This window comes from Bacillus sp. SW14 (assembly GCF_047608225.1).
Taxonomy (GTDB): Bacteria; Bacillota; Bacilli; order Bacillales; family Bacillaceae; genus Bacillus; species Bacillus subtilis_G.
On record NZ_JBLKRW010000001.1, the window covers coordinates 1,627,851 to 1,641,928 of the forward strand.

General features: G+C 42.6%; 16 protein-coding genes. All 16 read left to right on the forward strand.

The window, feature by feature from the left end; all coding sequences use genetic code 11:
- Positions 1–22 precede the first annotated feature (22 nt).
- The 16 genes from ACMX2I_RS08350 (at position 23) to ACMX2I_RS08425 (ending at position 14,078) form a co-directional block, all read left to right on the forward strand.
- Positions 23–439 (forward strand): hypothetical protein, encoded by a 417-nt coding sequence (locus ACMX2I_RS08350; RefSeq protein WP_414956676.1) that lies wholly within the window; start codon positions 23–25, stop codon positions 437–439.
- A 56-nt stretch (positions 440–495) separates the two neighbouring features.
- Positions 496–777: a sporulation protein YqfC gene (gene yqfC, locus ACMX2I_RS08355; RefSeq protein ID WP_003237082.1), complete on the forward strand. Its 282-nt coding sequence runs from the start codon at positions 496–498 to the stop codon at positions 775–777.
- Between the two features lie 18 nt (positions 778–795).
- Positions 796–1,992 carry a sporulation protein YqfD gene (gene yqfD, locus ACMX2I_RS08360; RefSeq protein ID WP_414956677.1) on the forward strand — a complete coding sequence of 399 codons (1,197 nt, stop codon included), beginning with the start codon at positions 796–798 and terminating at the stop codon, positions 1,990–1,992.
- Positions 1,989–2,948 (forward strand): PhoH family protein, encoded by a 960-nt coding sequence (locus ACMX2I_RS08365; protein ID WP_087990758.1) that lies wholly within the window; start codon positions 1,989–1,991, stop codon positions 2,946–2,948. The genes yqfD and ACMX2I_RS08365 overlap by 4 nt, the downstream gene beginning before the upstream one ends.
- Before the next feature lie 78 nt (positions 2,949–3,026).
- Complete coding sequence (gene pgpH, locus ACMX2I_RS08370; protein WP_414956678.1) at positions 3,027–5,162, forward strand: cyclic-di-AMP phosphodiesterase PgpH; 2,136 nt, start codon at positions 3,027–3,029, stop codon at positions 5,160–5,162.
- The gene (ybeY, locus tag ACMX2I_RS08375; protein WP_087990756.1) at positions 5,163–5,636 is read left to right on the forward strand and encodes an rRNA maturation RNase YbeY; all 474 of its coding nucleotides are present in this window, start codon (positions 5,163–5,165) and stop codon (positions 5,634–5,636) included. It begins immediately after the preceding gene.
- On the forward strand, positions 5,617–5,988 hold the full coding sequence (locus ACMX2I_RS08380; protein ID WP_087990755.1) for a diacylglycerol kinase family protein: 372 nt from the start codon (positions 5,617–5,619) through the stop codon (positions 5,986–5,988). Before ybeY ends, ACMX2I_RS08380 begins: the two co-directional genes overlap by 20 nt.
- 121 nt (positions 5,989–6,109) lie before the next feature.
- Complete coding sequence (locus ACMX2I_RS08385; protein ID WP_010330699.1) at positions 6,110–6,520, forward strand: cytidine deaminase; 411 nt, start codon at positions 6,110–6,112, stop codon at positions 6,518–6,520.
- Entirely contained in the window at positions 6,501–7,406 is a 906-nt protein-coding gene (gene era, locus ACMX2I_RS08390; RefSeq protein WP_414956679.1) for a GTPase Era, read from the forward strand. The genes ACMX2I_RS08385 and era overlap by 20 nt, the downstream gene beginning before the upstream one ends.
- Before the next feature lie 143 nt (positions 7,407–7,549).
- The gene (locus ACMX2I_RS08395) at positions 7,550–7,693 is read left to right on the forward strand and encodes a YqzL family protein (RefSeq protein ID WP_087990753.1); all 144 of its coding nucleotides are present in this window, start codon (positions 7,550–7,552) and stop codon (positions 7,691–7,693) included.
- A 36-nt stretch (positions 7,694–7,729) separates the two neighbouring features.
- Entirely contained in the window at positions 7,730–8,497 is a 768-nt protein-coding gene (recO, locus tag ACMX2I_RS08400; protein WP_087990752.1) for a DNA repair protein RecO, read from the forward strand.
- 301 nt (positions 8,498–8,798) lie between these two features.
- Complete coding sequence (glyQ, locus tag ACMX2I_RS08405; protein ID WP_087990751.1) at positions 8,799–9,686, forward strand: glycine--tRNA ligase subunit alpha; 888 nt, start codon at positions 8,799–8,801, stop codon at positions 9,684–9,686.
- Positions 9,679–11,718, forward strand: coding sequence for a glycine--tRNA ligase subunit beta (gene glyS / locus ACMX2I_RS08410; protein ID WP_333516575.1), 2,040 nt, complete (start codon positions 9,679–9,681; stop codon positions 11,716–11,718). Before glyQ ends, glyS begins: the two co-directional genes overlap by 8 nt.
- A 133-nt stretch (positions 11,719–11,851) precedes the next feature.
- Positions 11,852–12,490 carry a transcriptional regulator CcpN gene (gene ccpN / locus ACMX2I_RS08415; RefSeq protein ID WP_003237058.1) on the forward strand — a complete coding sequence of 213 codons (639 nt, stop codon included), beginning with the start codon at positions 11,852–11,854 and terminating at the stop codon, positions 12,488–12,490.
- A 25-nt stretch (positions 12,491–12,515) separates the two neighbouring features.
- A complete protein-coding gene (locus ACMX2I_RS08420) occupies positions 12,516–13,328 on the forward strand; it encodes a pyruvate, water dikinase regulatory protein (RefSeq protein WP_148962082.1) in 813 nt (270 codons plus the stop codon).
- Positions 13,329–13,583: 255 nt separating this feature from the next.
- Positions 13,584–14,078, forward strand: a complete 495-nt coding sequence (locus ACMX2I_RS08425; RefSeq protein ID WP_087990748.1) for a YaiI/YqxD family protein — start codon at positions 13,584–13,586, stop codon at positions 14,076–14,078.

The window sequence follows — 14,078 nt, forward strand, 5'->3', positions numbered from 1 at the left end:
TCTCTAAGAAGGGAGAACGCTGATGGAAGATATACTGACCAATCCGCTCATTATCGCAGCGGTTATCGGAATCATATCTATGATTTTCGGTAAAAAGAGCAAAGAGGAAAATAAAAACAGCCAAAACAGGAAAAAACCTCAGCAGGTGCAAACGGCTTCTCCTCAAAAGAAGCAGTCTGAAGAAGCTCCTGTACCTATTCCTAACCGCATAGAACAGGCAAGACGGGAAGCGGAAGAAAGACGCAGGGAAACAGAAAGAAACCTGAAAGGACTGGAACGTGATCTTACTGCAGTTAAACAAAAAGCAGTATACACAAAACAAAAAATGCTTCAGGTTAATAAAGACACTGTGGTACAGGGGATCGTCTTAGGGGAGGTATTCGGACCTCCAAGGGCAAAAAAACCTCACCATACGATGCGCACGGTCCGTAAAAATTAAAGTGTTAGAACCGCCTTTCAAATCATACATATGAGATGAAAGGGGGTTCTTTTTGTATGGGGCAAAGAAAGAATCGTGTGAAAGCTTGGCTGACAAGAGCATTGGAAATTCCCCCGGACGTTATGATGGATCTGCCGCGGATTACAATGGTTGGCAGACTTCATATCTACATAGAAAACCACAGAGGCCTTTTGCTTTTCAGTGAGAATGAAGTGAGGCTGATGCTAAAGCAGGGCCAGTGCATCATATCAGGAAAAAATTTTGTCATCAAGGCGATTCTTCCGGAAGAAATTCTTTTGGAGGGTACGATTGATGTCGTTCGATATGTTGAGTCATAAAGCCGGGGGGGAAATGTTGTGAAAAATAAATGGCTGTCTTTTTTTTCGGGTAAGGTCCAGCTTGAATTGACGGGAAGAGGGATTGAACGGCTCCTGAATGAATGCACTAGACAGGGGATTCCAGTCTTTCATGTCAAAAAAAAGAAAGAAGCCGTATCGTTATATATACAGCTTCAGGATGTACATGCCTTTCGGCGGGTGAGAAGAAAATTTAAATGTAAAGCCCGATTTATCAATCGGAAGGGATTTCCTTTCTTATTGCTGAAATCAAAGCTGAATATAGGGTTTACGATCGGTTTTGCAATGTTTTTCATCCTTTTGTTTTTGCTTTCCAATATGGTGTGGAAAATTGATGTGACAGGCGCTAAGCCTGAAACGGAACATCAAATGATGCAGCATCTGAATGAAATCGGCGTTAAAAAGGGTCGTCTGCAGTTTTTAATGATGTCTCCAGAAAAAATACAAAAATCGTTAACCAACGGAATAGACAATATCACTTGGGTCGGTGTTGATTTAAAGGGGACGACCATTCATATGAAAGTTGTGGAGAAAAATGAGCCTGAAAAAGAAAAGTATGTAAGCCCGCGCGATATTGTCGCCAAAAAGAAAGCGACCATTACAAGAATGTTTGTGCAAAAAGGACAGCCAATGGCTGCAATACACGATCATGTAGAAAAGGGGCAGCTGCTTGTTTCAGGATTGATCGGTAGTGAAGAGCATCAGCAGGAAGTCGCCTCAAAAGCAGAAATTTACGGAGAAACCTGGTACAAATCTGAAGTGACGGTTCCGCTTGAAACATTATTTAACGTTTACACGGGCAAAGTAAGGACAAAGCACAAGCTTTCTTTTGGCTCTTTGGCCATCCCGATCTGGGGCATAACGTTTAAAAAAGAGAAATTGAAGCACCCAAAAACAGAACAAGAAAAGCATTCGCTTAATTTTCTCGGATTTAAGCTCCCTGTATCCTATATCAAAGAGCAAACGAGAGAAAGTGAAGAGGCTTTGCGAAAATATTCGAAAGAAGAAGCAGTTCAAGAAGGCATTAAAATGGGTAAACAGGATGTAGAGAATAAAATAGGCGAAAACGGCGAGGTGAAAAGTGAAAAAGTTTTGCACCATACTGTCGAGAATGGTAAAGTAAAGTTGATTATTCTTTACCAAGTTATAGAAGATATCGTTCAAACCACACCTATTGTCAGGGAGACTGAAGAATGACAGAACATTTACTTGCGATGAATCAAAAACTGAAAAGCCCGGACGAGGCGCTTGCACTGTTCGGGAACCAAGATTCTTTTTTGAAATTGATGGAGAAAGATCTGAATGTGAATATCATTACGCGCGGTGAAACGATCTATGTTTCAGGCGATGAAGATTCGTTTCAGGTTGCAGATAGCCTGCTGGGATCGCTCCTCGCTTTAATTCGCAAGGGGATAGAGATCTCTGAACGTGATGTGATTTACGCCGTCAAAATGGCAAAAAAGAATGAACTTGATTACTTTGAAAGCATGTATGAAGAAGAAATTACTAAAAACGCAAAAGGCAAACCAATCCGTGTAAAAACGATGGGACAGCGGGAATACGTGGCTGCCATGAAGCGGAATGACCTTGTATTCGGCATCGGCCCGGCGGGGACCGGGAAAACGTACCTGGCTGTCGTAAAAGCAGTCCATGCTTTAAAAAACGGACATATCAAAAAAATCATTTTAACAAGACCTGCCGTGGAAGCCGGTGAAAGCCTTGGTTTTCTGCCAGGTGACCTCAAAGAGAAAGTAGATCCTTATTTGCGCCCGCTGTATGATTCTCTTCATGATGTACTTGGGGCAGATCATACAGAACGTCTGATGGAAAGAGGCGTCATTGAAATTGCTCCGCTTGCATATATGAGGGGACGGACGCTTGATGATGCTTATGTTATACTTGATGAAGCACAGAATACTACACCTGCTCAAATGAAAATGTTTTTGACGAGACTGGGTTTTGGCTCTAAAATGATCATTACAGGTGACGTTAGCCAAATTGATCTGCCGAAAGGCGTCAAATCGGGACTTGCAGTAGCGAAGGAGATGCTGAAAGGAATAGACGGCATTTCTATGATTGAGCTAGACCAGACAGACGTGGTCAGACATCCGCTTGTTGCGAAAATTATTGAAGCATACGATAAGCAAAATTAATGCTGAATGACCCGATCGCGCGTTATCGGGTCATTTTTATGATTGCTTATGGGCTTGATGTTTCAAGAGGAGGTTCTTGTGTTGAAAAAGAAGGGGAAGACCAAAAGCAGCTCAAAAAAATGGAGCCGCTTTAAAAATGCCCGCGCCATGCATGTACTGCTGTATCTTCTGTTGGCTGCCATTATGTTTGCTTTGCTCTTTGTACATGTTAAGCCGGAAACACTTGATTTAGACCTGTTCTCAGTCAGCGACAAGACCATTTATGCTCCGGCAACCGTCGAAGATCAAAAAGCCACAGAAGAAAAAAAACAAGCCGCTGAGGACGCGGTGGAAGATCAATATACATTGAAAAAAGAATATACAGATAATCGGATTGACCTTGTGTCATCTATATTCGACAGTATCAGCGAAGTGAAAAAATCAGGAGAAGAAGACAGCAAATCACCATCGGAAAAATCAATGGTAAAGTCCGTTAAGAACAAACTAACGTCAGATGTGAATGATTCCATATCAGAGGATACCATCAAAACATTGCTGAAAGCGGACAGTGAAGACTTTTCTTTTGTCAGAGATACAGTCATTACGGCAGTGAATACAGTCATGAGCAGTGAAATTTCGTCGGATAAACTATCTGATGCAAAGGATCTTGTAGAAAAAGAGCTAAAGAGCAATTCGATCCCGTCTAAATACTTGGCAGCTGCGACAGAAATCGGGCGTTTTGCTATTATTCCGAATTACGTCTTCAATCCGAAAGCGACTGAGGCAAAAAGGCAGGAAGCGTCAGACAATGTCCAGCAGGTTCAGATCAAACAGGGCCAGGTGCTTGTGGAAGAAAATGACCTCATTGACCGGGAAGTGTACAGGAAACTCGAGCTGACCGGGTTATTAAATAACTCAAATCTCTTTAAACCGATCAGCGGCCTATTAATTATGATCGGACTTTTCATCGCAACGCTTGTATACTACTTTGAAAAACAAAAACAAAACCTGAAGTTTAAAAAACAATCTATCCTGCTGTTCTCCATTATCACAACGCTTTTGCTTGTTATCATGGAGGTTGTCAGTTTATTTCAGAAGATGGAATATAATAATATCGGCTATCTTGTTCCTATTGCGGCCGGCGCGATCTTAATCAAGCTGCTGATGAATGAACGCATTGCCATTTTGGGAAGTATCATTCTTGCGATTTGCGGAAGTATGATGTTTAATCAGGGTGTGACGGGAACTTTCAATTATGTCATAGGAATTTATTATTTGATCAGCGGGATTTCAGGTGTTTTATTTTTAGGAAAACACAATGCCAGATCAAAGATTTTGCAGACCGGGCTTTTCGTGGCGTTTATTAATATGATTGTCGTTCTTTCCTTATTATTGATTCAAAACACTGCGCTGTCGGGTCTTGAAATCGGCACGTTAATGCTGATGGGGATTGTCTCGGGGTTTGCTTCGTCTGTATTAATCATCGGCCTGATGCCGTTTTTTGAGACAGGCTTTGGCATTTTATCCACTATGAGGCTGCTCGAGCTGTCTAATCCTAACCATCCGCTGCTGCGCAAAATATTAACAGAAACACCAGGTACATATCATCACAGTGTAATGGTCGCCAATTTGTCAGAGGCAGCCTGTGAGGCGGTGGGGGCTAATGGTTTGCTTGCTAGAGTTGGCGCGTATTATCACGATCTCGGAAAAACAAAGCGCCCGCAATATTTTATTGAAAATCAAATGAATATTGACAATCCGCATGACAAGCTGTCTCCTCAGCTGAGTAAAAATATTATCATCTCGCATACCACTGACGGTGCGAACATGCTGAGAAGCTATAAATTTCCGCAAGAGCTTGTCGATATTGCTGAGCAGCATCATGGAACCTCGCTGTTAAAGTTCTTTTATTATAAAGCGAAGGAAAAAGGCGACCAGATTACAGAAGAAGAGTTCCGTTATCCGGGACCGAAGCCGCAGTCAAAGGAAGCTGCGATTATATCTGTTGCTGATAGTGTTGAAGCGGCCGTCAGATCCATGCATAATCCAAATCCAGAACGAATTGAAAAGCTTGTCCGGGGTATCATATCCGATAAGCTGCAGGACGGACAGTTCAGCGAATGCGATTTGACATTTAAAGAGCTGGATACAATCGCCAAAACACTCTGTGCAACATTAAAAGGAATTTTCCACTCCCGGATCGAATATCCGGAGGCTACTAAGAAGGTGAAATAAATGAGTTTACTGATTGATATTGTTGATGAAACGGGGAGTGTCTCAGAAGAAATGCTCAAAGAAGTAGAGCATCTGCTTCAATTTGCCGCTGAGCGTGAAGGCGTTCAGGATCAGGCTGAAGTTTCTGTCACGATCGTTACCAATGAAGACATACAGCAGATTAATAAAGAGTACCGCGGAAAGGATGCCCCGACAGATGTCATCTCATTCGCTCTTGAAGAGGAGGGCGAGGGCGAGGTCGAAATTTTGGGCGCGGAAATGCCCCCGGTTTTAGGTGATATTATCATCAGTGCGGACCGCACAAGGGAGCAGGCCGAAGAATATAACCATTCTTTTAAGCGAGAGCTCGGATTTCTTGCCGTGCATGGATTTCTGCATCTTTTAGGATATGACCATATGACGAAAGAGGAAGAAGAGGAGATGTTTACAAAGCAAAAGGATTTGCTGGACGCCTATGGACTCAAGAGATCATAGAAATGAGCTGCAGCGATTCTTCAAAAGCTTCGTGCATGCAGGCCGAGGTATCCGGGAAACAGCGCGGACGGAGCGTAATTTCCAGTTTCATGCTGCAGCCGTGTGTGCTGTTCTCATTTGCGGCTTCCTCGTGGGGCTCAGTCTGATTGAGTGGGCGATTATTTTCCTTTTGATCGGCGGAATGCTTTCGCTAGAGCTTTTAAATACAGCCATTGAACATACGGTTGATTTAATAACAGACAAACATCATCCACTTGCTAAAGCGGCTAAGGACGCTGCCGCCGGGGCTGTTTGCGTTTTTGCCGTCATTTCGTGTATCATTGGTTTACTTATTTTTTTGCCAAAGCTGTAAGGTTGAAAATTCTTACATTTATTTTACATTTTTAGAAATGGGCGTGAAAAAATGCGCGCGATTATGTAAAATATAAAGTGATAGCGGTACCATTTTATAGGTAAGAGAGGAACATGTACACATGAACAGACAGGAATTGATAACAGAAGCATTAAAAGCACGTGATATGGCGTATGTGCCGTATTCCAAGTTTCAAGTCGGAGCCGCTCTTCTTACCAAAGATGGAAAAGTGTACAGAGGCTGCAACATCGAGAACGCGGCATACAGCATGTGCAATTGCGCTGAGCGTACCGCTTTATTTAAAGCTGTTTCTGAAGGGGATACAGAGTTTCAGATGCTGGCCGTTGCGGCTGACACCCCTGGTCCGGTATCTCCGTGCGGAGCATGCCGCCAGGTGATTTCTGAGCTTTGCACAAAGGACGTTATTGTCGTGATGACTAATTTACAAGGACAAATAAAAGAAATGACTGTGGAAGAATTATTGCCAGGCGCATTTTCATCGGAGGATTTACATGACGAACGAAAGCTTTAAATCAGGATTTGTATCTATTATTGGAAGACCAAACGTTGGAAAGTCTACATTTTTGAACAGAGTCATTGGACAAAAAATCGCTATCATGAGCGATAAGCCCCAAACGACGAGAAACAAGGTGCAAGGAGTTCTGACGACAGGTGCATCACAAACCATCTTTATTGACACACCAGGGATTCATAAGCCTAAGCATAAGCTTGGGGACTTTATGATGAAAGTGGCGCAAAATACATTAAAAGAAGTCGATTTGGTCTTGTTTATGATCAACGCCGAGGAAGGCTACGGGAAGGGCGACGAATTCATCATTGAGAAATTGCAGAATATGTCCACGCCTGTATTTTTAATCGTAAACAAAATTGACAAAATTCATCCCGATCAGTTGCTACTGTTAATTGACGAATACCGCGGGCGTTATCCTTTTAAGGAAGTTGTTCCGATTTCTGCTCTAGAAGGAAATAATATCGAAACATTGCTCACTCAGATTGAAGCGTATTTGCCGGAAGGACCGCAATTCTATCCGAGTGACCAGGTAACCGACCACCCGGAGCGCTTTATCATTTCCGAACTCATCAGGGAAAAAGTGCTGCATTTGACAAGAGAAGAGATCCCGCACAGCATTGCGGTGGCCATCGAATCAATCAAAGGGCAGGACAATGGTTCTGTACACGTAGCGGCGACGATTGTGGTCGAACGGGATTCCCAGAAAGGCATTGTGATCGGGAAAAAAGGCAGCCTGCTGAAAGAGGTCGGAAAAAGAGCGAGAGCGGATATTGAAGCATTGTTAGGCTCCCGTGTCTACCTTGAATTATGGGTCAAAGTGCAGAAAGACTGGCGTAATAAAATGTCCCAGCTGCGCGATTTTGGCTTTAAAGAGGATGAATATTAATCTCTAGCTGTGTCATTATCTCACAGGATCAGGGATACATTAACAAATTTTGTTTAACATGAAATGGAGGACATCTGGTCAAGATAAAGGTAAGAATTTGGAGTTTAGGTAAGCTAGTTTAACTACAGAAAGGTGGGTTTCTTGTGTTGAATTTTACCTGGAACGTATTTTCTCAAACAGGAAATGTTGATACGTATCTTCTTTTTAAAGAACTGGAAAAAGAGAACATAGAAAGACCCGAAGAACTAGAAGATGAGCTAGCCCGATTTGATTATCCAATTTTATAAACCTCTTGGCCGCTCCTGCTTTAGGAAGGTGCGGAAATGCTGACAAAATGTGAAGGAATCGTTCTTCGCACAAATGATTACGGAGAGACGAATAAAATCGTTACTTTACTGACAAGAGAACACGGAAAAGTAGGTGTTATGGCAAGAGGCGCCAAAAAAACGAACAGCCGTTTATCAGCAGTCAGCCAGCCCTTTTTGTATGGTTCATTCTTAATGCAAAAAACAACCGGCCTCGGAACACTTCAGCAGGGTGAAATGATCCTCAGCATGAGAGGCATCAGGGAAGATTTGTTTTTAACAGCATATGCTGCATATATTACCGAGTTAGTCGACAGAGGCACTGAAGAAAAAAAGCCAAACCCTTATTTGTTTGAATTTATTTTAGAATCGCTTAAACAGCTGAACGAAGGAACAGACCCGGATGTTATCATCTTTATCGTTCAAATGAAAATGCTCGGTGTCATGGGGCTGTATCCCGAGCTCAATCACTGTGTGCATTGTAAAAGCCAGGATGGGAGCTTTCATTTTTCTATCCGTGATAACGGTTTTATTTGCCACCGCTGTTTTGAAAAAGATCCTTACAGGGTTCCGATTAAACCGCAAACGGCAAGGCTGTTGAGACTGTTTTATTACTTCGATCTATCAAGGCTGGGCAATGTCTCCTTAAAACAGGAAACAAAAGCTGAATTGAAGCAAGTGATTGATTTATATTATGAAGAATACTCAGGGTTATATTTAAAATCAAAGCGCTTTTTAGATCAAATGGAGAGCATGAAACATCTTATGGGTGAAAACAAAAGTTGACATCTGGTCCATCTTTTTATATTATCATTTATTATAAAATATGTTGCAGTGAGAGAAAGAAGTACTTGCGTTTACCTCATGAAAGCGACCTTAGGGCGGTGTAAGCTAAGGATGAGCACGCAACGAAAGGCATTCTTGAGCAATTTTAAAAAAAGAGGCTGGGATTTTGATCTCAGCAACTAGGGTGGAACCGCGGGAGAACTCTCGTCCCTATGTTTGCGGCTGGCAAGCATAGAGACGGGAGTTTTTTGGTTGCCGCCGCAGTCATCTGATAAGGAAAAGTAAAGTGGAGGTGCTTGAAATGAACATTCAAGACATGATTCTAACCTTGCAGCAGCATTGGTCCAGTCAGGGCTGTGTGCTTATGCAGGCTTACGATGTAGAAAAAGGGGCCGGCACGATGAGCCCGTATACATTTTTGCGCAGTATCGGCCCTGAGCCGTGGAAAGTGGCTTATGTAGAGCCTTCCAGACGGCCTGCCGATGGCCGCTACGGGGAGAACCCGAACAGACTGTATCAGCATCATCAGTTCCAGGTCATTATTAAACCGTCTCCTGATAACATTCAAGAGCTGTATTTAGATTCCTTGCGCGCTCTTGGAATTGATCCGCTTGAACATGATATTCGCTTTGTTGAAGACAACTGGGAGAACCCGTCTTTAGGCTGCGCGGGTCTTGGTTGGGAAGTATGGCTTGACGGAATGGAAATTACACAATTTACGTATTTCCAGCAGGTCGGAGGACTAGAGTGTAAGCCAGTTTCTGTAGAGATTACGTACGGAATTGAGCGTCTCGCGTCTTATATCCAGGATAAAGAGAATGTGTTCGACTTGGAATGGACGTCAGGGTTCACAGTAAAAGATTTATTCATGATGGCGGAATACGAGCATTCCGTTTATACGTTTGAAACGTCAGACGTCGATATGCTGTTCCAATTGTTCAGCACGTATGAAAAAGAAGCGATCAAACAAATGGATAACGGGCTTGTTCATCCAGCATATGACTATGTGCTAAAATGCTCGCACACCTTCAACCTGCTTGACGCCAAAGGTGCGATCTCAGTTACCGAGCGGACAGGCTATATCGCAAGAGTGCGGAATTTAGCGAGAAAAGTAGCAAAAACCTATTATGAGGAACGAGAAAAACTAGGGTTCCCAATGCTTAAAGGGGAGGGTGCTTCTCATGAGTAAACAGGATTTATTTTTAGAGATTGGATTAGAGGAAATGCCGGCGCGCTTTTTAAATGACAGCATGGTTCAGCTTGGAGAGAAGCTGACAGGCTGGCTGAAAGAAAAAAATATCACTCACGGTGAAGTGAAGCTCTTCAATACACCTAGACGTCTAGCTGTATTCGTAAAGGATGTAGCAGAAAAGCAGGATGATATAAAAGAAGAAGCAAAAGGGCCAGCGAAAAAAATTGCTCTTGATGCAGACGGGAACTGGACAAAAGCGGCAATCGGCTTTTCAAAAGGCCAAGGCGCAGACGTGAAAGATCTGTACATCAAAGAAGTAAAAGGCACAGAGTATGTATTTGTGCAAAAATTCCAAGCCGGACAAGAAACGAAGTCGCTTCTGCCGGAACTGAGCGGTTTGGTTACGAGCTTGCACTTCCCGAAAAACATGCGTTGGGGAAATGAAGATTTGCGTTATATCCGGCCAATCAAATGGATTGCCGCTTTATTTGGACAGGATGTCATTCCATTTTCGATCACAAACGTTGAGTCTGGCCGGACAACACAGGGACACCGTTTCCTCGGACATGAAGTGTCGATTGAATCACCTTCTTCCTATGAAGAGCAGCTGAAAGAACAGCATGTCATCGCTGACCCTAACATCCGGAAACATATGATTCAATCTCAGCTGGAAGCGATGGCAGCAGAAAACAATTGGAACATTCCAGTAGACGAAGACCTTCTTGATGAAGTGAATCATTTAGTAGAATACCCGACAGCTCTTTACGGTTCATTTGAATCTGAGTTTCTGACAATTCCTGAGGAAGTGCTTGTCACGACAATGAAAGAGCATCAGCGCTACTTCCCTGTCAAAGACAAAAACGGTGATTTGCTGCCTCACTTTATCACAGTCCGAAATGGAAACAGCCACGCGATCGAAAATGTAGCCCGTGGCAATGAAAAAGTGCTGCGCGCGCGTTTATCTGATGCTTCATTCTTCTACAAGGAAGATCAGAAATTAAACATTGATGCAAATGTGAAGAAGCTTGAAAACATTGTTTTCCATGAAGAGCTTGGTTCTCTTGCTGATAAGGTCAGAAGAGTCACTGCAATCGCAGAGAAGCTTGCCGTCCGTCTTCAGGCTGATGAAGATACATTAAAACATGTGAAGCGGGCTGCTGAAATTTCTAAATTCGATCTTGTCACACATATGATATACGAATTCCCTGAGCTTCAAGGAATTATGGGTGAAAAGTATGCGAAAATGCTTGGAGAAGATGAAGCTGTGGCTGCGGCAGTAAACGAACACTATATGCCTAGATCAGCAGGCGGAGAAACGCCTTCTACTTTCACCGGAGCTGTTGTAGCAATGGCGGATAAGCTGGATACAATCGCTTCATTCTTCTCTATCGGCGTAATTCCGACTGGTTCACAGGATCCTTACGGCTTGCGCCGCCAAGCGAGCGGTATTGTTGCGATTCTTCTTGACCGCAACTGGGGAATTTCGTTTGAAGAGCTGCTTACTTTCGTACAAACGGAAAAAGAAAATGAACTGCTGGATTTCTTCACTCAGCGTCTGAAATATGTCTTGAATGCTGAACAAATCAGACACGATGTCATCGACGCCGTGCTGGAAAGCTCTAAGCTTGAGCCGTACTCAGCGCTGCATAAAGCACAAGTGCTGGAACAAAAGCTTGGTGCACCAGGCTTTAAGGAAACAGCGGAAGCATTAGGCCGAGTCATCTCTATCAGCAAAAAAGGAGTCCGCGGAGACATTCAGCCTGATCTGTTTGAAAATGAATACGAAGCAAACCTGTTTGATGCCTACCAAACAGCGAAGCAAAACCTGCAGGAAAACTTCAGCAAAAAAGATTACGAAGCGGCGCTTGCTTCACTTGCAGCCTTAAAAGAACCAATCGATGCTTACTTCGACCATACAATGGTTATAGCACATAACGAGACATTAAAGGCAAACCGTTTAGCGCAAATGATAAGCTTGGCGGATGAGATCAAGTCCTTTGCGAATATGAATGCCCTTATTGTAAAATAAAGATAGAAAAGGCGGTTGCTGTGTGATCGGTAATCGTCTTTTCCCCATTTATAAGTTTTTTTGTTTGATTACAAGATATTTACGATATAATATGGATTATTATTTCTTTACATAGATATGAAGTGAAAAGGTGGTGAGTACGATCGAACTAAATAAACGGCAAGAACATATTTTGCAGATTGTAAAAGAAAACGGGCCGATTACAGGGGAGCATATTGCAGAAAAGCTGAACTTAACCAGGGCAACATTGCGTCCGGATTTAGCCATACTCACCATGTCAGGATTCCTCGAGGCGCGCCCGAGAGTCGGTTATTTCTACACAGGGAAAACCGGCACCCAGCTTTTGGCAGATAAACTCAAAAAGCTTCAGGTGAAAGACTTTCAATCTATCCCCGTTGTGATTCACGAAAACGTTTCTGTGTACGATGCGATTTGCACCATGTTTTTAGAAGATGTAGGTACTCTGTTTGTGGTGGACCGCGATGCTGTTTTAGTCGGTGTGCTTTCACGAAAAGACTTGCTGAGAGCGAGCATTGGCCAGCAGGAGCTTACATCTGTCCCTGTTCATATCATCATGACAAGGATGCCGAACATTACGGTGTGCAGACGCGAGGATTATGTGATGGACATTGCAAAGCACTTGATAGAAAAACAAATTGATGCACTGCCTGTTATCAAAGATACCGATAAAGGCTTTGAAGTGATCGGCAGAGTGACAAAAACGAATATGACAAAAATACTTGTCAGTTTATCAGAAAATGAAATCCTATAACATCGCAAACTAACGGGGGGATAATATGAATAACCGCATCATCTATGTCGTATCAGATTCTGTCGGTGAAACGGCTGAATTGGTAGTAAAAGCAGCACTCAGCCAATTTAACGGGTCAGCGGACGATACACATGTCAGAAGAATTCCTTATGTTGAAGATATAGGCACGATCAATGAAGTGATTTCACTCGCCACGGCAGACGGCGGCATTATCTGTTTTACACTCGTGGTGCCGGAAATAAGAGAATATTTGATTGCAGAAGCGGAAAAAGCAAATGTTTTATATTATGATATTATCGGCCCGTTAATTGATAAAATGGAAACGGCCTACGGTTTAACAGCGAAATACGAACCAGGGCGGGTGCGCCAGCTTGATGAAGACTATTTCAAAAAAGTGGAGGCCATCGAGTTTGCAGTTAAATACGATGATGGACGGGATCCAAGAGGGATTTTAAAAGCTGATATCGTTTTGATCGGCGTATCGAGAACGTCTAAAACACCGCTGTCTCAATATCTCGCCCACAAGCGCCTGAAGGTTGCCAATGTTCCGATTGTTCCTGAGGTTGACCCGCCGGAAGAACTCTTTAACGTCGATCCGAAAAAATGCATCGGTTTAAAGATCAGCCCGGATAAACTGAATCATATCAGAAAAGAACGGTTAAAATCACTCGGACTTAATGACAAAGCGATCTATGCAAATATCAACAGAATCAAAGAGGAACTGGAATATTTCGAAAAGATTGTGGACCGGATCGGATGCCAGGTTGTTGATGTTTCAAATAAAGCGGTTGAAGAAACAGCGAATATTATTCATCATCTCAAAACAAAAAACATGTAACTCAGGACGCTCTATCCTGGGTTTTTGGCTATGCCAAAAGGGAATAATGAAAAACAATAGCATCTTTGGGAAGTTTGTATTATAATAAAAAATTGTGATAAAATGATTAATTTTAGGTTTAAGGTTCGTGTGATACGAATAAACTATTATGGGTAAGATGTCAAGAATTTCTCCCGGAAATTTTTCGACAAATTCATATACATCCGCAATGATCTAAAGGATGTGCGATTTTGCTTGCTTTTATGCAGGAGTTTAATGGAGGGATGGAGAATTACTCTTCTTAATGAACAAGAAAAGACGATTTTTGTCGATGCTGACGCTTGTCCGGTAAAAGATGAAATTTTACAAACAGCATCCGATTATGACGTTCAAGTTCTTTTTGTCGCTTCATTTGAACATTATCAGCTTTCCAGAAGCAAGGAAGAAATATGGAAGTATGTTGATCCTCATAAAGAAGCTGCTGATTTATATATCGCAAATCACGTAAAAACGGGAGATATTGTTGTGACGCAGGACATCGGATTAGCATCCCTGCTACTGAACAGAAATGTCTCAGTTATGTCGGAAAGAGGGCGTCTTTACAAAGAAGATACGATTGATTTTGCTCTTGAGAGCCGTCATTTTTCCGGTAAACAAAGAAAAAAAGGCATATACGCCAAAGGGCCTAAAAAATTAAATAAAGAAGATCGAGAACGATTTATTACACTGCTGCAAAAAATCCTGTCGAACGATGAAGGGATTTTGCACTAA

Coding starts and splice junctions, on each gene's coding strand:
- ACMX2I_RS08385 (WP_010330699.1), top strand. CDS start 6,110: ATGAACAGACAGGAATTGATAACAGAAGCATTAAAAGCACGTGATATG.
- glyQ (WP_087990751.1), top strand. CDS start 8,799: ATGAACATTCAAGACATGATTCTAACCTTGCAGCAGCATTGGTCCAGT.
- ACMX2I_RS08365 (WP_087990758.1), top strand. CDS start 1,989: ATGACAGAACATTTACTTGCGATGAATCAAAAACTGAAAAGCCCGGAC.
- recO (WP_087990752.1), top strand. CDS start 7,730: ATGCTGACAAAATGTGAAGGAATCGTTCTTCGCACAAATGATTACGGA.
- ACMX2I_RS08380 (WP_087990755.1), top strand. CDS start 5,617: ATGGACTCAAGAGATCATAGAAATGAGCTGCAGCGATTCTTCAAAAGC.
- glyS (WP_333516575.1), top strand. CDS start 9,679: ATGAGTAAACAGGATTTATTTTTAGAGATTGGATTAGAGGAAATGCCG.
- ACMX2I_RS08425 (WP_087990748.1), top strand. CDS start 13,584: ATGGAGGGATGGAGAATTACTCTTCTTAATGAACAAGAAAAGACGATT.
- ybeY (WP_087990756.1), top strand. CDS start 5,163: ATGAGTTTACTGATTGATATTGTTGATGAAACGGGGAGTGTCTCAGAA.
- ACMX2I_RS08420 (WP_148962082.1), top strand. CDS start 12,516: ATGAATAACCGCATCATCTATGTCGTATCAGATTCTGTCGGTGAAACG.
- ACMX2I_RS08350 (WP_414956676.1), top strand. CDS start 23: ATGGAAGATATACTGACCAATCCGCTCATTATCGCAGCGGTTATCGGA.
- era (WP_414956679.1), top strand. CDS start 6,501: ATGACGAACGAAAGCTTTAAATCAGGATTTGTATCTATTATTGGAAGA.
- yqfC (WP_003237082.1), top strand. CDS start 496: ATGGGGCAAAGAAAGAATCGTGTGAAAGCTTGGCTGACAAGAGCATTG.